This window comes from Nocardioides sp. W7, from assembly GCF_022919075.1.
Lineage (GTDB): Bacteria > Actinomycetota > Actinomycetes > Propionibacteriales > Nocardioidaceae > Nocardioides.
In genome coordinates this window covers 5,185,615-5,206,493 of record NZ_CP095078.1, presented here as the reverse complement: position 1 = coordinate 5,206,493, position 20,879 = coordinate 5,185,615, and the positions used below count along the sequence as shown (strand labels likewise).

At 71.6% G+C, this 20,879-nt stretch carries 15 protein-coding genes; 8 read left to right on the top strand and 7 right to left on the bottom strand.

Translation table 11 applies throughout. From position 1 onward, the window contains the following. Window positions 1–76 precede the first annotated feature (76 nt). From MUB56_RS24340 to MUB56_RS24325, 4 genes are all read left to right on the top strand, one after another. Window positions 77–4,927 (top strand): NAD-glutamate dehydrogenase, encoded by a 4,851-nt coding sequence (locus MUB56_RS24340; RefSeq protein WP_244929593.1) that lies wholly within the window; start codon window positions 77–79, stop codon window positions 4,925–4,927. Between the two features lie 168 nt (window positions 4,928–5,095). Then, window positions 5,096–5,788 carry an excalibur calcium-binding domain-containing protein gene (locus MUB56_RS24335; protein WP_244929592.1) on the top strand — a complete coding sequence of 231 codons (693 nt, stop codon included), beginning with the start codon at window positions 5,096–5,098 and terminating at the stop codon, window positions 5,786–5,788. Between the two features lie 75 nt (window positions 5,789–5,863). Then, the gene (locus MUB56_RS24330) at window positions 5,864–6,697 is read left to right on the top strand and encodes an ABC transporter ATP-binding protein (protein WP_244929591.1); all 834 of its coding nucleotides are present in this window, start codon (window positions 5,864–5,866) and stop codon (window positions 6,695–6,697) included. Next, window positions 6,694–7,773 carry an ABC transporter permease gene (locus MUB56_RS24325; protein ID WP_244929590.1) on the top strand — a complete coding sequence of 360 codons (1,080 nt, stop codon included), beginning with the start codon at window positions 6,694–6,696 and terminating at the stop codon, window positions 7,771–7,773. The genes MUB56_RS24330 and MUB56_RS24325 overlap by 4 nt, the downstream gene beginning before the upstream one ends. A 108-nt stretch (window positions 7,774–7,881) precedes the next feature. On the opposite strand, the gene MUB56_RS24320 is transcribed toward MUB56_RS24325, so the two are convergent. Both MUB56_RS24320 and MUB56_RS24315 read right to left on the bottom strand, forming a co-directional pair. Beyond that, entirely contained in the window at window positions 7,882–8,640 is a 759-nt protein-coding gene (locus MUB56_RS24320) for a sulfite exporter TauE/SafE family protein (protein WP_244929589.1), read from the bottom strand. Next, window positions 8,637–9,347, bottom strand: coding sequence for a FadR/GntR family transcriptional regulator (locus MUB56_RS24315; RefSeq protein ID WP_244929588.1), 711 nt, complete (start codon window positions 9,345–9,347; stop codon window positions 8,637–8,639). Before MUB56_RS24315 ends, MUB56_RS24320 begins: the two co-directional genes overlap by 4 nt. Window positions 9,348–9,455: 108 nt before the next feature. On the opposite strand from MUB56_RS24315, the gene MUB56_RS24310 reads away from it, so the two are divergent. The 3 genes from MUB56_RS24310 to MUB56_RS24300 are packed head-to-tail and all read left to right on the top strand — an operon-like array spanning window position 9,456 to window position 13,395. Continuing rightward, window positions 9,456–10,775, top strand: a complete 1,320-nt coding sequence (locus MUB56_RS24310; protein WP_280637332.1) for an SLC13 family permease — start codon at window positions 9,456–9,458, stop codon at window positions 10,773–10,775. Window positions 10,776–10,780: 5 nt separating this feature from the next. Continuing rightward, a complete protein-coding gene (locus tag MUB56_RS24305) occupies window positions 10,781–11,968 on the top strand; it encodes a CoA transferase (RefSeq protein ID WP_244929586.1) in 1,188 nt (395 codons plus the stop codon). Continuing rightward, complete coding sequence (locus MUB56_RS24300) at window positions 11,965–13,395, top strand: carboxyl transferase domain-containing protein (RefSeq protein ID WP_244929585.1); 1,431 nt, start codon at window positions 11,965–11,967, stop codon at window positions 13,393–13,395. The genes MUB56_RS24305 and MUB56_RS24300 overlap by 4 nt, the downstream gene beginning before the upstream one ends. Window positions 13,396–13,588: 193 nt before the next feature. Here the strand turns inward: MUB56_RS24300 and MUB56_RS24295 are convergent, their stop codons facing one another. Then, on the bottom strand, window positions 13,589–15,385 hold the full coding sequence (locus MUB56_RS24295) for a hypothetical protein (protein ID WP_244929584.1): 1,797 nt from the start codon (window positions 15,383–15,385) through the stop codon (window positions 13,589–13,591). A gap of 83 nt (window positions 15,386–15,468) precedes the next feature. Here MUB56_RS24295 and MUB56_RS24290 point away from each other — a divergent pair, with 83 nt between their 5' ends. Further along, window positions 15,469–16,230: a MerR family transcriptional regulator gene (locus MUB56_RS24290; RefSeq protein ID WP_244929583.1), complete on the top strand. Its 762-nt coding sequence runs from the start codon at window positions 15,469–15,471 to the stop codon at window positions 16,228–16,230. A 213-nt stretch (window positions 16,231–16,443) separates the two neighbouring features. On the opposite strand, the gene MUB56_RS24285 is transcribed toward MUB56_RS24290, so the two are convergent. The 4 genes from MUB56_RS24285 to MUB56_RS24270 are packed head-to-tail and all read right to left on the bottom strand — an operon-like array spanning window position 16,444 to window position 20,583. Further along, window positions 16,444–17,391, bottom strand: a complete 948-nt coding sequence (locus MUB56_RS24285; protein WP_244929582.1) for a Ku protein — start codon at window positions 17,389–17,391, stop codon at window positions 16,444–16,446. A gap of 5 nt (window positions 17,392–17,396) precedes the next feature. Further along, window positions 17,397–18,329, bottom strand: a complete 933-nt coding sequence (locus MUB56_RS24280; protein ID WP_244929581.1) for an SDR family oxidoreductase — start codon at window positions 18,327–18,329, stop codon at window positions 17,397–17,399. Next, window positions 18,326–19,255, bottom strand: a complete 930-nt coding sequence (locus MUB56_RS24275; protein ID WP_244929580.1) for a bile acid:sodium symporter family protein — start codon at window positions 19,253–19,255, stop codon at window positions 18,326–18,328. The genes MUB56_RS24280 and MUB56_RS24275 overlap by 4 nt, the downstream gene beginning before the upstream one ends. After that, entirely contained in the window at window positions 19,252–20,583 is a 1,332-nt protein-coding gene (locus MUB56_RS24270) for an NAD(P)-binding domain-containing protein (RefSeq protein WP_244929579.1), read from the bottom strand. The genes MUB56_RS24275 and MUB56_RS24270 overlap by 4 nt, the downstream gene beginning before the upstream one ends. Window positions 20,584–20,879: the final 296 nt, after the last annotated feature.

Genomic DNA, 20,879 nt, shown 5'->3' with positions numbered 1-20,879 from the left:
GGACGCGCGAAGTCTAGGGCGCGTACGTGCGCTGCGACATCTTGGTACGGCGAGCGCAGCGGCCTAGGGTCAGAGGGTGTCAACGGCGACGCACGTGGTGGACAAGTCCGAGCTCCTCGAGAGGGCGGCTGCGCTCGCGCGGTCCGGGACCGGGTCGGGAGGTCCGCCCCATGATCAGGTGGCCGAGCTGTTGCGGGCCTACTACCGCCACGTGGCCCCCGAGGACCTCACCGACCGCTCCGAGGTGGACGTGTACGGCGCGTTCGCGTCGCACTACGGGCTCGCTAGCCGGCGGCCGCAGGGGACGGCCCAGGTGCGGGTACTCACGCCCACCCTGGGCGACCAGGGTTGGTCGGCGAACGGCCACTCGGTGGTGGAGGTCGTCATCGACGACATGCCGTTCCTGGTCGACTCGCTCACGATGGAGCTCTCCCGACAGCTGCGGGACGTGCACGTGGTGGTGCACCCGCACTTCGACGTCGAGCGCGACATCACCGGCGAGCTGCAGGCCGTCCACGTCATCGACGACGGGTCGCTCGACCCGCACGAGGGCACGGTCCGCGAGTCCTGGATGCACGTGGAGATCGGCCGGGTGCCCGAGGGCGAGGACCTCGACGCGATGGTCGACCAGATCCACCTGGTGCTGCGCGACGTCCGGGAGGCCACCGAGGACTGGCCGCGCACTCGGGGCCGGATGCTCGAGATCGTCGAGGAGCTCGGAGCCGCCGGCCCGGCGGGGCTCGACCCCGAGGAGGTCCGCCAGGCGCGCGAGCTGCTGACCTGGCTGACCGACGACCACTTCACCTTCCTCGGCTACCGCGAGTACCAGCTCACCGCCGACGACCACCTGCAGGGTGTCCCGGGCACCGGCCTCGGGATCCTGCGCAACGACCCCGACCTCACCACGAGCACCCGGCTGCCCGACAAGGTCCGCGACAAGGCTCGCGAGGCCACCCTGCTGGTGCTGGCGAAGGCCAACTCCCGGGCGACCGTGCACCGCCCGGCGTACCTCGACTACGTCGGGGTGAAGACGTTCGACGAGGCCGGCGTCGTCACGGGGGAGCGGCGCTTCCTCGGCCTGCTGTCGAGCACCGCGTACGCCGAGTCGCTCACCCGCATCCCCCTGCTCCGCGAGCGGGCGGCCGACGTACTGCGCCGCAGCGGCTACGACCCGCGCAGCTACGCCGGCCGGGCCCTGATGGACACCCTGGAGAGCTATCCGCGCGACGAGCTGTTCCACACCCCGGTGGAGGAGCTCGCGCCGATGGCCGAGGCGGCGATGCACGCCCGGGAGCGCCGGGCGGTGCGCGCGATCATCCGGCGCGACATCTACGGGCGCTACGTCTCGGTGCTCGTCTACCTGCCCCGCGACCGCTACAACACGGGCGTCCGGGAGAAGTTCTCCCGGATCCTCGAGGACCGGCTGGGCGCTGCGTCGGTGGAGTTCACCGTGCGGATCAACGAGTCCACGACCGCGCGGGTCCACTTCGTCGTCCACCTGCACCAGGGCGCCGACCTGCCCGACATCGACACCGCCGACCTGGAGCGCCGACTCACCGACGCGTCCCGCTCGTGGCACGACGACTTCCTCGGCGCCGTGATCGCCGAGTACGGCGAGGCGGCCGGGTCGATCCTCGGGCGGCGGTACGTCGACGCGTGGCCGGAGGCGTACAAGGAGGACTTCGCGCCGCGCACCGCGTCGGTCGACCTCGGCCGGCTGGAGGGGATCCAGGGTGAGGAGGGCATCGACCTCTCGCTCTACCAGCCGCTGGACGCCGGCCGCGGCGAGGCCCGGCTGAAGGTCTACCGGGTCGGGGAGCCGCTGTCGTTGTCGGCCGTGCTGCCGATGCTCTCGTCGATGGGCGTGGAGGTCGTCGACGAGCGGCCCTACGAGCTGGCCGGCTCCCCCGACGAGAAGGGGGGACGCCGCTCGTTCGTCTACGAGTTCGGGCTGCGGTACGGGCAGCACCTGCGGCCGGAGGCGCGCGAGCTGTTCCAGGACGCCCTGCGCGCGGTGTGGGACGGCTTCAACGAGACCGACGGCTTCAACACGCTGGTGCTGGGCGCCGGGCTGACCTGGCGGCAGGCGACCGTGCTGCGGGCCTACGCGAAGTACATGCGCCAGGGCGGCTCGCCGTTCGCGCTGGACTCGATCGAGGGGGCGCTGGCGGCGAACGTCGACATCACCCGGCTGCTGGTGCGGCTCTTCGAGGCCCGCTTCGACCCGGCGGTCGCCGACCGGGAGGCCGCCGAGGACGACCTGGTCGCCCGGATCGGTGCCGCGCTCGACGACGTCGCCAGCCTCGACCACGACCGGATCCTGCGCTCGTACCTCACCCACGTGCGCGCGACCCTGCGCACGAACTACTTCCAGCGCGTCGACGGTCGGCCGAAGCCGTACATCAGCTTCAAGCTGGAGCCCTCGGCGATCCCGGACCTGCCGCACCCGCGGCCGAAGTTCGAGATCTTCGTCTACAGCCCGCGGGTCGAGGGCGTGCACCTGCGCTTCGGTTCCGTCGCCCGGGGCGGGCTGCGCTGGTCCGACCGGCGCGACGACTTCCGCACCGAGGTGCTCGGCCTGGTCAAGGCGCAGATGGTGAAGAACACCGTGATCGTGCCGGTCGGTGCCAAGGGCGGCTTCTACGCCAAGAACCTGCCCGACCCGGCGGTCGACCGGGACGCCTGGCTGGCGGAGGGCGTCGGCTGCTACCGCACGTTCATCTGCGGCCTGCTCGACATCACCGACAACCTGGCCGAGGGCCAGACGGTGCCGCCGGCGGACGTCGTACGCCACGACGGCGACGACTCCTACCTGGTCGTCGCAGCCGACAAGGGCACCGCGACGTTCTCCGACATCGCCAACGGCGTCGCGGGCGACTACGGCTTCTGGCTGGGCGACGCCTTCGCCAGCGGCGGCTCGGTCGGCTACGACCACAAGGCGATGGGCATCACCGCCCGGGGTGCCTGGGTCTCGGTGCAGCGACACTTCCGCGAGCGCGGGATCGACTGCCAGGTCGAGGACTTCACCGCGGTCGGCATCGGCGACATGTCCGGCGACGTCTTCGGCAACGGGCTGCTCTGCTCCGAGCACACCCGACTGGTGGCCGCGTTCGACCACCGCGACATCTTCCTCGACCCCGCCCCCGACGCGGCGACGTCGTACGCCGAGCGCAAGCGGCTCTTCGAGCTGTCCCGGTCCAGCTGGAAGGACTACGACACGGCGCTGATCTCGGAGGGCGGCGGCGTCTACCCCCGCTCGGCCAAGAAGGTCAGGATCACTCCGCAGGTCCGCGAATCGCTCGGGATCGCGGCCGGCGTCGAGTCGATGACGCCGGCGGAGCTGATGCGGGCGATCCTCACCGCGCCGGTCGACCTGCTGTGGAACGGCGGCATCGGCACCTACGTCAAGGGCGCCGCCGAGACCCACGCCGACGCCGGCGACAAGGCCAACGACCCGATCCGGGTCGACGGTGGCGAGCTGCGCGCGGCCTGCGTGGGCGAGGGCGGCAACCTGGGCTTCACCCAGGCCGGCCGGATCGAGTACGCCGGCGCGGGCGGACGGATCAACACCGACTTCATCGACAACTCCGCGGGCGTCGACACCTCCGACCACGAGGTGAACCTGAAGATCCTGCTCGACCGGGTGGTCCGCGACGGCGACCTGACGACCAAGCAGCGCAACGTCCTGCTGGCCGAGATGACCGACGAAGTGGCCGCGCTGGTGCTGGCCGACAACTACGACCAGAACCTCGCGCTCGCCAACGCCCTCGACCACGCCCCGTCGCTGCTGCACGTGCACGAGGACGTGATGCGCAAGCTCGAGACCGACGGGGTGCTGGACCGCGAGATCGAGGGGCTGCCGTCCAGCAAGGAGGTACGCCGCCGCCTCGACCGCGGCGAGGGCCTCACGGCTCCGGAGCTGGCGGTGCTGCTGGCCTGGACCAAGATCGTGCTGGCCGACCAGCTGCTGGCCTCGGACCTGCCCGACGACCCGTACCTCGACCTGGACCTGCGCGCCTACTTCCCGGGTCCGGTCCGCGAGGGCTTCGCGGCCCAGGTCTCCGCGCACCCCCTGCGCCGCGAGATCATCGTCACCCAGGTCGTCAACGACCTCGTCAACGGCGCCGGCATGACCTTCTGGCCGCGGCTGGGTGGCGAGACCGGTGCGGACGCGGCCGAGCTGACCCGGGCCAACTTCGTGGCCCGCGAGATCTTCGGCTCGCTGCCGCTGCGCCAGGAGCTCGCGAGCCACGACAACCGCCTCGACGCCGGGGTGCAGACCCGGATGCGCCTGGAGATGCGCACCCTGGTCGAGCGGGCGTCGCGGTGGCTGGTCACCAACCGGCGACCGCCGCTGGACAGCCAGGCGACCGTCGACCAGTTCCGGGGCCTGGTACAGGCCGGGATGGCCGCGCTGCCCGACCTGATGACCGGACGCGAGCTGGACGCCTACGCCGCCCGGCGTGACCGGCTGGTCGAGAAGGACGTCCCCGAGGACCTCGCGAGCCGGGTCGCGGTGCTGCCGCCGGCGTACATGCTGCTCGGCATCGTCGAGAACGCCCAGCGCGAGGATCTCGACCCGCGCGACGTGGCGCGGGTGCACTTCGCGCTGGGGGAGCGGCTCGGCCTGCCGGCGCTGGTGCAGCGGATCCTGGCCCTGCCGCGCGAGGACCGCTGGCAGACGATGGCGCGGGCCGCCCTGCGCGACGACCTGCACGCGGTGCACTCCCAGCTCACGGCCCAGGTGCTGCGCGCCACTCCGGCCGACGAGCTGGCACCGGGGCGGATCGCCAGCTGGGAGGACGGCGACGCCGTGACGGTCGCCCGCGCCGCGTCGACCCTGGACGAGATCTGCGCCGACGACCAGGCCGACCTGGCCCGGATGTCGGTGGGCCTGCGGGTCGTGCGCGGGCTGCTCTCGGGCTGAGCGCCGTTGCTGCGGACGTCATACGAATCGAGCCTCCGGATGCTCGGTTCGTATGACCTCTCTTCGGCAACCCCAGTTCCGCTCGGGCTATCGACGGGCTACAGACGGCCGCCCGATCGACTGCCTAGCATCGCCGGGATTCTCGGCCGGGCGACCCCGATTGGCGACATGTACTCACGACTGGTCCACCTGCTCACGGCTCTGGCTCTGGTTCTCGTGGGGGTGGTCGGGTTCTCGATGGTCACCGCAGCACCCGTGCAGGCCAAGGACCTCAACTGCGACGACTTCCCGAACCAGGCGGCGGCGCAGCAGAACCTCAACGACAACCCCAGCGACCCCAACGGGCTCGACCGCGAGGGAGACGGGATCGCCTGCGAGTCGCTTCCCTGCCCGTGCGCCGGTCCAGGTGACCCGGAGCCGGCAGACCCGGAGCCGACCAAGCCGAAGCCGAAGCCGAAGCCGGCACCCGTGATCAAGGTCGTGAAGGTGATCAGCGGCGAGCTCGTCAAGGTGCGGGAGGGCAAGCGTGCGGCGACGACGCTGCACCTGCTCGGCGCCAACGTCCCCGACGACGACAGGTGCAGGGTCAGGGCGGCCAAGAAGGACCTCCGGAGCTGGATCAAGCGCGGCATGGTGGTCGAGGTGTTCTCCGACAAGGCGTCGCCCAACCGTGACGCCGACGGATACCCGCTGCGCCACGTGGTCCGGGTCAAGGGGAACTACGACGTCGGCGGCAGTCAGGTCGCCACCGGTTTCGCGGACGCGGACCACCGGATCAAGTACTCGAGCAAGAAGCGCTATCTCCGCTGGGAGGAGAAGGCCATCGCTCGCGGCGAGGGCTACCACGGGAGCTGCCCCTGACCCCGCGCCGGGCGTGAGCCGGCGAGCCTGGGATCTCGCCCGCTGGTTGTGGCTAACAACCAGTAGGGTTCCTGCGTGCCAGCGATCGAGGTCGTCGACCTGACCATCACGTACGGCGACCTGCGGGCGGTCGACGGCGTCAGCCTGGAGGTCGGCGAGGGCGAGTTCGTCGGCATCCTCGGCCCCAACGGCGCCGGCAAGACCACCCTGCTGGAGATCGTCGAGGGTCTGCGTCGACCCGACTCCGGTACGGCCACGGTGCTCGGGCTCCCGGTGTGGCCGCGCAACCCGGCGCTGCTGCCGCGGATCGGGGTCCAGCTCCAGGCGTCGGCGTTCTTCGAGCGGCTCACCGCCCGCGAGCAGATCCACACGTTCGCGGCGTTGTACGGCGTACCCCTGCGCGCCGCCGATGAGTGGCTGGAGCGGGTCGGCCTGGTCGAGAAGGCCGACTCGCGGGTCGAGGACCTCTCCGGCGGTCAGGCCCAGCGGCTCTCCATCGCCTGCGCGCTGGTGCACGACCCCGACGTCGTGTTCCTCGACGAGCCGACCGCGGCACTCGACCCGCAGGCCCGGCGCAACCTGTGGGACCTGCTGTCCGGTCTCAACGACTCCGGTCGCACGGTCGTCCTGACGACGCACTACATGGACGAGGCAGAGGTCCTGTGCGACCGCGTGGCGATCATGGACGCCGGCCGGATCCTGCACTACGACAGCCCGGACGCACTGATCCGCGGCTTGGACGCCCCGACCCGGATCCTGCTCGCCGACGGCGAGGTGGTCACGACCCACGACCCGGCCGCGGAGATCGCCCGGCTCGCCGACGAGCACCGCCTCGACGGGGTGCGGGTGCAGACGGGCACGCTCGAGGACGTCTTCCTCGACCTGACCGGCCGGGAGTACCGCGCATGATCGCCACGATGATGCGCTCGCCGTTCCTCGCGCTGTCGCTCGCGATCGTGCGCGGCTTCGTGCGCGACAAGGCGTCGGTGTTCTTCGCGCTCATCTTCCCGCTGATGTTCCTGGTGCTCTTCGGGGGACTGTTCGGCGACCAGACCCAGTCCAAGGTCGACCTGGTCCAGGTCGGCAGCGTCGCGCTGCTCGATGAGATGCCCGAAGGGGCGCGGGCCGCCTTCGACGAGACGTTCGACGTCGAGCAGTCCGACGACCTCGAGGCCGCGATCGCGGAGGTCCGCAAGGGCGACGCCGACGTGGCGATCGAGATGCAGGGCGACACGATCGTCGCCCACTACACCCAGACCGACCAGGTGAAGGCGGCCGTCACGCAGGGAGCTCTGCGGGCCTTCGTCGACGGGACCAACGTGGCGCTCTCCGGTCAGCCGCCGCGGTTCGCGCTGGAGGTCGAGCGGGTCGAGGACGACTCGCTCTCGACGATCCAGTTCGTGACCCCGGGGCTGCTGGGCTGGGCGGTCGCCATGAGCGCGGCCTTCGGTGCCGCGGCGACGCTGCAGGGCTGGCGGCAGTCCAAGCTGCTGCGCCGGCTCCAGCTCGCCCCGGTCTCGACCCGCACCGTCGTCGGCGCCCGGGTCACGGTCACGCTGGTGATCGCGCTGGTGCAGATGGCGATCTTCATCGGCCTGGGCGCCGCGGCCTTCGACCTCACGCTGACCGGGTCGTGGTGGATGTCGATCCCGCTGCTGGTCGTCGGCACCCTGTGCTTCATGGCCCTCGGGCTGCTCGCGGGCGCGGTCACCCGGACCACCGAGGGTGCGGTGAACGCCGCCAACTTCATCGTGCTGCCGATGGCCTTCCTGAGCGGCTCGTTCTTCCCGCTCGACAGCGCGCCCGGGTGGCTGCGCGGGATCTCGAACCTGCTGCCGCTCAAGCACCTCAACGAGGGGATGCTCGACGTGATGGTCCGCGGCGAGGGTCCGGGCGCGGCGCTGCTGCCCCTCGCGATCCTGGCCGGCTTCGCGGTCGTGGTGACCCTGATCGCCGCTCGGCTGTTCCGCTGGGAGACCAGCTGAGGGACGCCCGGACCGGACTTCTCGGGCATCGCGTGACGTTCTGCGGGGTCGCGATGGCGCAGGAGGTCCAACTTCCCCGGTGAACCGGGGAAGTTGCAGCGCGCCCTCTCAGGCCAGCATCGTGACCGCGGCGGTCACGCCGGCGATCACGATCAGCACCCGGAACAGCGTGGGCGGCAGACGACGACCGACGCGGGCACCGACGTACCCGCCGACGACGGAGCCGGCGGCGAGCAGGCCGGCCGCGGCCCAGTCGACCTCGGCGACGAACACGAAGATCAGGGCGGCGACGACGTTGCCGGCGAAGATCGCCAGCGTCTTGAGACCGTTGACGATCCGCAGCTCCAGGTCGGTGCCGAAGCCCAGGACGGCGACCATCATCACGCCGGAGCCGGCGCCGAAGTAGCCGCCGTACACCCCGACGACTCCGGCGAAGAACGTCGTGACGGGGGAGAGGTGGTGGCGCGGCGTCCGCGGCCCCTTCCCACGGCGCAGCAGCCGGGTGATCGTCGGCTGGGCGCCGACGAGCAGGCAGGTGAACAGGATCAGGTACGGCACGACCGACTCGAAGACGTCGGGCGGCAACCCGAGCAGCAGGATCGCGCCGAGCACCGAGCCGACCATCCCGGTCCCGAGCACGACCAGCGTGACGACCGGGTGCTCGCGCAGCTCGGCGCGGTAGCCGAACGAGCCGCTGATCCCCGCCGGGGTCATGCCGATCGTGTTGGAGACGTTCGCGACCACGGGCGGCAGCCCGACCGCCACCAGCACCGGGAAGCTCAGCAGCGACGCGACCCCGACGGTCGAGGTGAGCACGCCGGCGCCGAGGCCGGCGGCGAGGACGGCGAGCTGCTCCCAGCCCGTCACGAGGCCCCGGTGGCGGGGTCGCGGAGCACGGCGACGTCGCTGACCATCTCGACGTGCGCGTGCATCGCGGTGGCCGCTGCCCCGGGGTCGCCGGCGCGGATCGCGTCGGCGATGGCGCGATGGCCGGCGAGGGAGTTCTGCGGGCGCCCCGGCTGGGAGAGGGACTCGATCCGGGTCTCCCTGATCAGGTCGCCGATCTCGTCCATCAGCCGCGCGAGCAGCAGCGAGTGGGCGGCGGCGGTGACGGCGCCGTGGAAGCGCTCGTCGCCCTCCACGCCGCGCCCGCCGGCCTCGATGTCGGCGGCCATCGCCTCCAGGGCGTCGTCGATACGGGCCAGGTCCTCGTCGGTACGACGGACCGCGGCGAGCCCGGCGATCTTGGTCTCCAGGGCGTCGCGGGTCTCGATCACCTCGGGCAGCCGGTCGGCGTGCGCGCGGATCGCCTCGACGATCCGCTGCTGTCCGTGCGAGGCGTCGGTGAGCACGGTGCCGTCGCCGTGCCGGACCACCACCACGCCGATCACCTCCAGCGCGACCAGGGCCTGGCTCAGGGTGGCGCGGCTGACGCCGAGCCGGGTCGCCAGCTCGCGCTCGGGCGGCAGTCGGTCGCCGGCGCGCAGCCCGTTGGCCTCGATCCAGGCGGTTATTTGTCCCGCGACCTGCTCGTACAGGCGGGTGCGCAACAGCCGCTGGGGGAACTCGGTCATGAGCGCATCCTATTGACAGTTGGCATGTTGGGCTATTGGCTAGGCCACTGAGCCATTTGCGTGACCGGGGTCACTCGGCCCGGGCGTGGGAGGCGCAGGAAGGAAGTCATGGGACCGGAATGGGTAGCGATCCTCGCGTTGATCGCACTCTTCGTGATCGGCACCGTGTTGCCGATCAACATGGGCGCGCTGGCCTTCGTGGCCGCGTGGCTGGTCGGGATGTACTCCCTCGACCTGGACGAGAAGGAGATCATCTCGGGGATCAGTGGTGACCTGATCCTGACGATCGTCGGCGTCACGTACCTGTTCGCGATCGCGCGCAACAACGGCACCGTCGACCTGATCGTGAGAACCGCGGTCAAGGCCGTCGGCGGCCGGGTCGTGCTGATCCCGTGGGTGATGTTCGCGGTGACCGCGGTGCTCACCGGCGTGGGGGCGGTGAGCCCGGCGGCCTGCGCGATCATCGGCCCGATCGCCCTCGGCTTCGCCGGCCGGTACGGCATCAGCCCGCTGATGATGGGCATGTTCGTCGTCCACGGCGCGCAGGGCGGCGGCTTCTCGCCGATCAGCATCTACGGCTCGCTGACCAACGCGGTGATGGCCGATGCGGGCCTCCCGAACAGCGAGCTGACCATCTTCCTGGCCAGCCTGATCGTGAACCTGGTGATGGCCGCGATCCTGTTCGTGGTGCTGGGCGGTCGCAAGCTGATGGGCGTCCGGATCGACCCCGACGAGCCGGACACCATCTCCGAGGACCTGCACCGCGGCGGCGCCACCGTGCCCTCCCGGGGGACCGGCGCCTCGGCGTCCACCACCACCCGCGCCGTCGGGATGAGGCACGACCAGATCCTCACCCTCCTCGCTTTCGTCGGCGTCGCCGGCGTGGCGCTGGCCTTCGACAAGAACATCGGCTTCGTCGCCATCACCGCAGCCGTCATCCTGGCGATGCTGGCTCCGAACGAGCACAAGGACGCCGTCAAGCAGATCGCCTGGCCGACCGTGCTCCTGGTCGCCGGCATCAGCACCTACGCGACCATCCTCGAGGCCGCCGGCTCGCCGGAGTTCGTCGGCAGCTGGGCGGCCGGCCTCGGCGTCGCCGCCCTCGGCGCGCTGGTGCTCTGCTACGTCGGCGGTGTCGTCTCGGCCTTCGCCTCCTCGACCGCGCTGCTGCCCGTGATCATCCCGATCGGGCTGCCGCTGATCGCCGACGGCGGCATCAGTGCCGGCCTCTTCGTGGCCGCGCTCGCCGTGTCCTCGACCATCGTCGACGTGAGCCCGTTCTCGACCAACGGTGCCCTGATGCTGGCCAACAAGCCCGACTCCATCGCCGAGCCGGTGTACTACAAGCAGATCCTGACCTACAGCGTGATCGTCGTCCTCGCCGGTCCGCTCCTCGTGTGGGCAGCCCTCGTGCTGCCGGGATGGTGATAGCCGTGACCGGACCCCTCAGCGACGTCCTCGTCGTCGACCTCTCCCGCGCCCTCGCGGGACCCCACGCCACGATGATGCTGGGCGACCTCGGGGCCCGGGTGATCAAGGTCGAGGCCCCCGGGGCCGGCGACGACACCCGCGGCTGGGGGCCGCCGTTCGTGGGGCCCGAAGACGACCGGCAGTCGACGTACTTCCTCTCCGCCAACCGCAACAAGGAGTCGGTGGCGCTGGACCTGAAGGACGAGCGCGACCGCGACCTGCTGCTCCGGCTCGTCGACCGGGCCGACGTACTGGTGGAGAACTTCCGCACCGGCGTCCTCGAGCGGCTCGGCCTCGGCATCGCCGAGCTCCAGGCGCGCAACCCGCGGCTGGTCGTGCTCTCCATCACCGGCTTCGGCCACGACGGTCCGGAGGGCGGGCGCGCCGGCTACGACCAGATCGCCCAGGGCGAGGCCGGGCTGATGTCGCTGACCGGCTCCGGGCCCGACGACCCGCAGCGGGTCGGCACCCCGATCGCCGACCTGCTCTCCGGCATGTACGGCGCGTACGGCGTCCTCGCGGCGCTGCACGAGCGGCAGACGAGCGGCGTCGGGACCGTGGTCCGCACCTCGCTGCTCGCGGCGGTCGTCGGCGTGCACGCCTTCCAGGGCACCCGCTGGACGGTCGCCGGGGAGGTCGGCCGCGCGCAGGGCAACCACCACCCGTCGATCGCGCCGTACGGCCTGTTCCACTGCCGCGACGGCTTCGTGCAGATCGCCGTCGGCAGCGAGGGGCTGTGGAAGCGGCTGTGCGCCGGCTTCGAGCTGGACCCCGCCGCCCCGGGGCTCGCCACCAACGCCGAGCGGGTCGGTGCGCGCGAGCGGGTGATCGAGGTCGTCGAGGCGGCGTTCGCCGACTGGGACGCCGAGCCACTGCTGGCCAAGCTGGCGGAGATCGGGGTTCCCGCTGGCAAGGTCCGCAGCATGGACGAGGTGTACGCCTGGGACCAGACGGCCAGCCAGGGGCTGCTGCTCGACGTCGAGCACCCCACACTCGGCACGATCACCCTGCCGGGCGGGCCGCTGCGCTTCTTCACCGCCGACGGCGCCGAGACGACCCGGCGCGACCACGCCGCGCCGCCGACGCTCGACCAGCACGGCGGCTCGGTGCGCGAGTGGCTGGAGCGGCTCCCGGACGAGGGGCCCGCGTGAGTCCGCAGCGCCGCTGGGGCGCCGACGACCTGCTCGACCTGGTCCTCGACGAGGACTCGTTCGAGTCGTGGGACGAGCCGGTCGACGTCTCGCAGCACCCCGAGGCCTACCGGCAGGCGCTCGCGGCCGCGGCCGAGAAGGCGGGCACCGACGAGTCGGTGCTGACCGGCCGCGGGCTGGTGCGGGGTCGGCCGGTGGCGGTGGTGGCGAACGAGTTCCGCTTCCTCGCCGGGTCGATCGGGGTGGCGGCGGCGCGGCGGATCGCGGCCGCCGTACGACGGGCGACCGCGGAGGGCCTCCCGGTGCTCGCGACGACCGCGTCGGGCGGGACCCGGATGCAGGAGGGCACCGTCGCGTTCGTGGAGATGGTGGAGATCTCGCGGGCGCTGATGGACCACCGGGCGGCCGGACTGCCGTACCTCGTGCACCTGCGGCACCCGACCACCGGCGGGGTCTACGCGTCCTGGGGGTCGCTGGGCCACGTCACGGTGGCCGAGCCCGAGGCACTGGTCGGCTTCCTCGGCCCGAAGGTGTTCGAGGCGCTGAACGGGCGGCCGTTCCCGCCGCGGGTGCAGACCGCGGAGAACCTCGCCGCGAAGGGGGTCATCGACGGCGTCGTGGCCGCAGACGAGATCCCGGCCCTGGTGGACGCGGCCCTGGGGATCCTGGTGGACCCGCCGTCGGCGGCCACGCTCGAGCGTCGTACTCCTCGAGAGGCGCGGGACCTGCCCGCCTGGGAGTCGATCCAGCGCACCCGCGAGCCCGGTCGGGCCGGGGTGCGGGAGCTGCTGAGGTACGGCGCGACGGGGACCCTGCGGCTGCGCGGCACCGACGAGGGCGAGCGGGACTCGACGGTCGTGGTCGCGCTGACCCGGATCGACGGTCAGCCGTGCGTCCTCGTGGGGCAGGACCGCAGCCGGCAGCGGCCCGGGCACGAGATGGGCCCGGCGGCGCTGCGCGAGGCCCGCCGCGGGATGCGGCTGGCCGACGAGCTCGGGCTGCCGCTGGTCACGGTGATCGACACCCCCGGCGCCGAGCTGTCCCAGCGGGCCGAGGAGGGCGCGATCGCGGGCGAGATCGCCCGCTGCATCGCGACGATGACGACCATGCGGGTGCCGACGGTGTCGGTGATCCTGGGGCAGGGTTGCGGCGGCGGTGCGCTCGCCCTGCTCCCGGCGCGGACGGTCGTCGCGGCCGAGCACGGCTGGCTCTCGCCGCTCCCGCCCGAGGGGGCGAGCGTGATCGTGCACGGCGACGTCGAGCACGCCGCCGAGATGGCGAGTGCCCAGCAGGTCCGGGCCCGCGACCTGCTCGCCGCCGGCACCGTGCACCACGTCGTACCCGAGGTCGACGGCGAGCCCGCTCACGACCTCGCGGTCGCGGTCGCGGCGGAGATCGGGCATCAGATCCGAGCAGCGGCGGGGTAGTCCGTCACACCAGGGGGGCTAAGAGGGCTCTTACCCAACCCTGTGTGACGGACTACCCCGACGAGCGGTCCATCACCCGCGCCAGCGCAGGTACAGCACCGTGGCGACGGCGACGAGCATCGGGCCGAGGGCGAGCACGAGCACCGCGAACCCCTCCGCGCCGTGCAGCGCGCCGAGGTGGAGCGGGACCATCTCAGACTCCCGCGGGGGTCGGGTGCTCGACCTCCGGCCGGGGCGAGCGGGCGTAGCGACCGACACCCCAGCCGAGGCCGAGCACGAGGACCAGGCTGCACAGGAGCACCACGAGTCCGGCGACCGTCCAGAGCCAGCCCGGAACGTCGTCCTTCAGCTCGCGCTGGAGGATCAGCTTCTCCTCGCCGAAGGCGCGCACCGAACCGTCCGCGACGGGTACCGCGGGCTCGTCGAGGGCGGCGTCCTCGGGCAGGTAGATCGGCATCGCGCGCAGCGACCGGCCGTCGTGGACACGGACCATGGTCTTCCAGGTGCCGTCGACCGGCACCGGCTCGGTGGTCCGCCACAGGGTGGGCGAGACCTCCTCCAGTGGTTGGACGTGCAGGCCCGCCGAGCCACGCCCGCCCTGCCATGCCGTGACCGTCAGCCAGGCCTCCTCGCCGTCGACCGGGGGCTCGGAGAAGCGGAACTCCGCCTGGACCTCCCGGCCGTCGGGGCCCTGCTCGTCGGCGACGATCGTCGTCTCGGCCTCCAGGCCGGAGGGGGCGAGGGCGAGTACGCCGTTGGTCACCGCCCCGACGAGCACCAGCAGTGCGGCCCCGAAGACCAGCCGCGGCCGGCGTACGACCGGCAGCTCGCGCCGCAGGCCGAGCACCAGCAGACCGGCGAGCACGCCGCCGGCGACCCCGCCGAGGGTCGCGAGCAGGAGCCCCTCCACCACGATGTCGGTGGTCCAGACGAGGGTGAACGCGACCTGGGTCCAGGCGTACTCCGCGGCGAAGCCGACGGTCCCGATCAGAGCGCCGCTCACCGCGCCGACGAGCATGGGTCGGTGCGCCCAGCGGGCCGCGACCGCCTCCACGATCAGGGCCTCGACGAGGTAGAGCGGCACGGCGGCCCACAGTTCGCCGAGCACCGGGCCGACGATCACGCTCACCCCGCCGCGGATCGCGAGGTAGAACACGACCGCCCCGACGGCGGCCCCGCGGCCGACCCACAGTCGGGCGACGACCAGGCTGAACGCCGCCGCAGCGGCGATCATCAGCGGCTGGAGGACGAGGCGGAACTGCTCGACGCCGAAGTCGTACTCCGCCTGGAAGACGCTCATCCCGATGAGCAGGCCGCCGGTGAGAGAGCACCCGAGGAGGTACGCCGCGCGCCCGCCCCGGCCCTCGGTCCGACGGCCGGCGCGGCCCTCCTCCAGCAGCACGGCCATCGCGACCAGCGAGAGCCCGGCCCCGCCGATGAGCATCAGGTGGGTCGGCCCCCACAGCGTGACGTCCTGGCCGAAGATCCGGTGCCAGACGTCGTCGAGCGGGAAGCCCAGCAGCGCGTAGCTGCCGGCGCCGGTCAGCAGCAGCCCGCCGGCCGGCGCCCGCCAGCCGGGCGCCAGCTGGATGCCGGACGGGCCGATCTCGTCCTCCCGGGGGAGGGCGCACGCGAGCACGCCGGCGGCGGAGATGCCGAACAGCCCGAAGAGGATGGGGTAGTGCGCGGGGTTGGCCAGCGGCCCCTCGTCGCGACCGACGCCGATGTGCAGCGAGATGTCCCAGTACATGCCGAAGAGCGCCGTGACGAGCGAGATCATCGCGACCATCAGCGGGAGGCTCGCCCAGGCGGCGACGCCGCCGAAGAGCGGGGAGCCGTCCATCCGGCGCAGCAGGCGCTCCAGCACGCGCAGCCGGCCGGTGCGGTGGGCCAGGACGACGACCAGCAGGGCGACGGTCAGCACCAGGGCGAGCCCGGAGGCGATGGCGACCTGGTCCAGGGAGGCGGCCCCGGCGGGTCGGTCCTCCACGACGGCGGGGAGCGTCCGAATTGCTTGCATCTCTTTATGTAACATCGAATGATGTAACAATGTCCAGAGGTACGATCGCCCTCGTGTCAGCGGGGGAGTCCGAGGAAGCCGACGAGTTCGTCGTCGAGGAGCTCTCCCGGCGCACCAGCGTCTCGGTCCGCTCGCTGCGCTCCTACCAGTCGCGCCGGCTGCTGCCGCCGCCCGAGGTCCGCGGACGCACCGGCTTCTACGGCCCCGAGCACGTCGCCCGGGTCCGGCTGATCCAGGACCTGCGAGCCGCCGGGCTCAAGCTCGACGGCATCGCCCGGATGCTCGACGACGACGTCCGCGCCGACGACCAGCTGCTCGCGTTCACCCAGCAGGCGCGGGGGATGTTCGGCGACGACCAGCCCCGGACGACCACCGTCGAGGAGCTCGTGGCGCGGTTCCGGATCCGCCCGGACGAGGCGGCCGAGGTGCTGGGAGCCGCCGTACGACTCGGCCTGCTGCGCGAGGGCGCCGACGGGCAGCTCGAGGAGCTGGCGCCCCGGCTGCTGGCCGCGGGGGAGGCGGCGATGGCCTCGCTCGGCCTGAGTGTGACCGAGGCGCTCGACCTGCTCGCCCGGCTGCGCAAGCACGCCGACGGCGTCGCGCGGATCTACGTCGAGCTCTTCGTGGCGCGGGTCTGGGAGCCGTTCGTGGCCGCCGGCCGACCACCCGAGCAGTGGTCCGACGTGCAGCGCTCCCTCAACGCGCTCCGCGAGCTCGCGACCGAGGCGCTGGACGCGACCTTCGAGCTCGCGATGGCCCGCCGGGTCGATCAGACCCTCGGTCGGCTGCTGGACGTCGGGGGTGCGGGCGGCTGACGCTGGTCGGTGCGATGAGTTTCTCCGCCTGGGTGGAGAAACTCGTTCCTGTGTCGTGAAGTATCTCGACACAAGCGCGAGTTCCTCGACACCGCAGTGACGCCAGGGACTGCAGGTACGACGCAGGACCTCCGCAACGCCGCCGACCCATCCCGTGCTCGACGTCCTCTCGAACCACTGTTCGTACGACCGGACGAGCGACGAGGGCAGGACTCAGCTGGCCTTCTTGGCCGCGGCCTTCTTCGTGGTGCTCTTCTTGGCCGCGGGCTTCTTGGCGGGGGCCTTCTTCGCAGCCGTCTTCTTCGCGGCAGACTTCTTGGCCGGGGTCTTCTTCGCCGGCTTCGAGTCGCTCTCGCTGTCGTCGGCGTCCCCGGAGTCGGTCGACTCGCCGCGCGAGGTCTTGGCCGCGTCGACCGAGCGCTGCAGGGCGGCGAGCAGGTCGACCACCTCGCCGGAGGACTTGGTGGAGGTGGGGGTGCGCTTGACCTCGCCACCCTCGACCTTGGCCTTGACCAGCGCCTCGACGGCACCGGCGTAGTCGTCCTCGAACTCGGCGGCGTCGAAGTCGCCGGCGAGGGTCTCGACGAGCATGTTGGCCATCTTGACCTCGGCCGGCTTGATCTCGCCGGACTCGACGGAGAAGTCGGGGGTGCGGACCTCGTCGGGCCACATCATCGTCTGGAGCACGATCACGTCGTCGCGGACGCGCAGCACCGCCACCGAGGTGCGCTGGCGCAGCGCGATGGTCACGACGGCCATCCGGTCGGCGTCGAGCAGGGCCTGGCGCAGCAGGGCGTACGGCTTCGCGCCGGTCTTCTCGGGCTCGAGGTAGTAGGACTTCTCGAACATCATCGGGTCGATCTGCTCGGTCGGGACGAACTTCTCGACCGCGATCTCCCGCGAGGACGTCGACGGCAGCTCGGCCAGGTCGTCGTCGGTGAGGATGACCATCTCGCCGTCCTCGGTCTCGTAGCCCTTGGCGATGTCGGCGTACGCCACCTCCTCGCCGTCGATCGCGCAGACCCGCTGGTACTTGATCCGCCCGCCGTCCTTGGCGTGCACCTGCCGGAAGGACACGTCGTGGGACTCGGTGGCGGCATAGAGCTTCACGGGCACGCTCACCAGCCCGAAGGAGACGGCACCCTTCCAGATCGCACGCATAGTGATCAGTATGACCGGCGGGAGTGACGCCAGTCATCGAAGGCTTCCCGCGACGTCCGCGACGGGGTGTAGCCGAAGACCGTCTTGAGTCGGTCGTTGGCGAGCACGGGGCGGTACTGCAGGAACATCGTCTGCTCGGGTCCGTACGCCGTCAGCCCCAGCCGCTTGCCGACGGCGAGCGCCGCCCGGATCACCGGCTCGGGCAGGGTCAGCACCGGCTTGCCGAGCAGCCCGGCGATCTCGGTGATGGTGAGCGCGCCGTCGCCGGCGACGTTGAAGACACCCGTCACCGGCCCGGTGACGGCCTGCTGGACGATCGCGACGACGTCGGTGTCCCAGATGAAGACGAACGGCGACTCCGAGCCCCGGATCCGCAGCAGCCGCCTGCGCTCGAACAGCGCCGTGATCTGGTTGTCGACGCTGTTGCCGAGGATCGTGCCGATCCGCAGCACCACCTGCTCCAGCGAGCCGTAGGAGCCGAGCAGCTCCTCGACCAGCCGCTTGTGGTGGCTGTAGGCGAACTCCTCGTTGCCGCGCACCGGCTGGTCCTCGGTGATCCACGCCGGGTTGTCGGGGTGATAGCCGTACGCCGCGCCGCTGGACGAGACGACGACCCGGCGTACCCCGTGGGCCACGCAGGCGTCGAGCAGGTGCCGGGTCCCGTCGACGTCGACGGCCCGCTCCAGCGCGCGGTTCGACTCGCCTCCGGGTGTCACGATCGCCGCGAGGTGTACGACGACCTCCGGTCGGGCCTCGGCGACGACCGCGTCGACCAGGGCCGGGTCGGTCACGTCGAGCCGGACGTGGTGGACCCCGGGCGCGGCAGCGGAAGGCTCCCTCAGGTCGGCGCTCGTGACGTCCAGCCCCGCGGCGGCCAGGCCGCGGACGACCGAGGAGCCGAGGAAGCCGCTGCCGCCGGTGACGAGAACCCGGATCACGCCGGCACCTGCTCGGGGGTCACGACCGCCGGGCCGCGCAGTCGGCGCCAGGTGATCGCCACCGCGAGGCCCGCGACGATGTCCCAGATGCCCCACCAGGCGGCGACCAGGGCCATGCCGCCCAGACCTTCGAAGTAGCTGAAGACCAGCAGCAGGCCCAGGCCGGCGTTGCGGATCCCGACCTCGAAGGTCATCGCGCGGACGCTGGCGTCGGGCAACCGGGTCGCCCGCCCGATGCCGTAGCCGAGGGCCAGGGACAGCGCGTCGTGGAGGAAGACGGCGAGCAGGACGATGCCGATGTAGTCGACGAAGATGTCCCAGTTGCGGGCCACGCCGACGGCGATGATCGCCGCGAGGCCGACGTACGACAGCGGGCCCACGATGCGATGGGCGACCGCGGCGACCCGGGGCCAGAAGCGGGCGATGGTGATGCCGGCCGCGAACGGCACCCCGATGACCAGGGCGATCTCGACGAGCATGTCGACGGCGCTCAGGTCGATGTCCTTCAGCAGCTCGTCGCCGGTGGGGTGCAGGCCGCCCCAGAACGCCATGTTGAGCGGCATCAGGAAGATCGCCAGCACGTTGCTGACCGCCGTCATCGACACCGACAGTCCGACGTCGCCGCCGGAGCGGTGGGTGAGGATGTTGGACACGTTGCCGGGCGGGCAGCAGGCGACCAGGATCAGGCCGAGCGCGACGGAGCCGCGCAGGTCGAGCACCAGGGTCAGCACGAAGGTGATCGCGGGCAGCAGCAGGAACTGCGCCACCACCCCGATCGCGATCACCCCGGGGCGCTTGAGCGCGGCGGCGAAGGACTCCAGCTTGGTGTCCAGGGCGATCCCGAACAGGATCGCCCCGATCACGATCTTCAGGGTCGTCAGCGACGACTCCTCGAACGCGATCCGGATGTTGTCGACATCGGTCACGGCTGCAGCTCCTCGATCTCGGCACGCACCGCGGACCGGTAGGCGTCCTTGTTGACGTAGTAGGACATCCGCTCGAGCCCGAGGTAGCGGTAGCCGCCGGAGAGGTCCGGCCGCGGCCCGGAGACCCGGGCGTCGAAGGCGGCGACGGCCGCGGGGTCCTCCCGCCGCGCCCGGAGGTACGCCGCCACCAGCTCGGCCTGCTCGTAGCGGCCCTGCCAGCCGATCCCGGACGCCTCGATCATCCCGAGCACGAACAGGTCGCGGTGCGCGGCGCTGAAGATGTTGAGGTAGAGGTCCGGCGCCGAGCCCCGGCCCCGCCAGCGCAGCAGCGCCGGGTCCAGGAACGGGTAGTGCAGGTGGTAGCCGGTGGCCAGCACCACGACGTCGTACGAACGGCTGCTTCCATCGACGAAGTCGACGTTCCCTCCCGCGAACCGACGTACATCTGGCCTGACGGCCAGGTCGCCGTGGCCGAGGTGGTGCAGCACCAGCGAGTTCACGATCGGGTGCGACTCGTAGATCCGGTGGTCCGGCTTCGGGAAGCCGAACCGGGTCGGGTCGCCGGTGAACATCCGCAGGACCCGCGAGTCGACCGCCTGCTTGATCCGCGGCGGCAGCGGCCTCTTGCGCTGGTTGAGGGTGTCCGCGGGCTTGCCGAAGACGTACTTCGGCACGAAGTGGTAGCCGCGGCGCACCGACAGGTCGACGGACGCGGCGTGGTGGACGGCGTCGACGGCGATGTCGCAGCCGGAGTTGCCGGCGCCGACGATCAGCACCCGCTTGCCGGCGAAGACGGTGGCGGACTTGTACGCGCTGGTGTGGAACAGCTCGCCGTCGAAGGAGCCCGCGAAGGTCGGCACGTTCGGCTCGCTCAGGGTGCCGTTGGCGACCAGCACGCCCGCGTGGCGGGTGTCGTGGCTGCCCGCCGCCGACCGGGCGGTGACCGTGAAGCCGCCCTCGGGGTGCGGGACGACCGCCGTCACCTCGGAGCCGAACTCGAAGCCCGGGGTCAGGTCGAAGGCGGTCGCGAAGTCGCGGAAGTAGTCGAGCAGCTCGCGGTGCGACGGGTAGTCGGCGACGCCCTCGCGCATCGGGAACTCGCTGAACTGGGTCGTCGTCCGCGACGAGATCAGGTGCGCCGAGTCGTAGACGGTGCTGCGCGGCGCCGAGGCGTCCCACAGGCCGCCGACGCCGGCGGCGAGCTCGTAGCCCGCCCAGGGCAGCCCGGCCTGCTGCAGGTTCCGGGCCGCGGCCAGGCCCGAGGGTCCCGCGCCGATGACGGCGTACGTCAGGTCGCGGTCATTGTCGACCGGTCCGGTGGAGTTCACGATGGGCATGATGTCCGAATCCGCCACCCCTGACCACCCCGCGGAGGTCAGGCAGCCTTCGTCGGACCGGCGCGCCGGCCTCGCGGAATTCTCGACAACGGGCCCGAGCGAATCGATCGAATCTTGTCATGAAAGTGACAAATCTGGCGTGTATCAAGAAGTCTCGAGCGCCATTCAAGTAGCGCTCTTGACAGTATTGTCAGGGCAAACTTGACTCTTGTTCGAGTCGTTCGGCATCGTCCGAAGCTGAGGTGGAGATCCGGGTGACGTTCCCGGAGCGGGCGCGGCGAAGGCGA

Excerpts from the sequence above, each read along its gene's own strand:
- MUB56_RS24335 (WP_244929592.1), top strand. The coding sequence starts at position 5,096 with ATGTACTCACGACTGGTCCACCTGCTCACGGCTCTGGCTCTGGTTCTC.
- MUB56_RS24325 (WP_244929590.1), top strand. The coding sequence starts at position 6,694 with ATGATCGCCACGATGATGCGCTCGCCGTTCCTCGCGCTGTCGCTCGCG.
- MUB56_RS24315 (WP_244929588.1), bottom strand. The coding sequence starts at position 9,347 with ATGACCGAGTTCCCCCAGCGGCTGTTGCGCACCCGCCTGTACGAGCAG.
- MUB56_RS24310 (WP_280637332.1), top strand. The coding sequence starts at position 9,456 with ATGGGACCGGAATGGGTAGCGATCCTCGCGTTGATCGCACTCTTCGTG.
- MUB56_RS24285 (WP_244929582.1), bottom strand. The coding sequence starts at position 17,391 with ATGCGTGCGATCTGGAAGGGTGCCGTCTCCTTCGGGCTGGTGAGCGTG.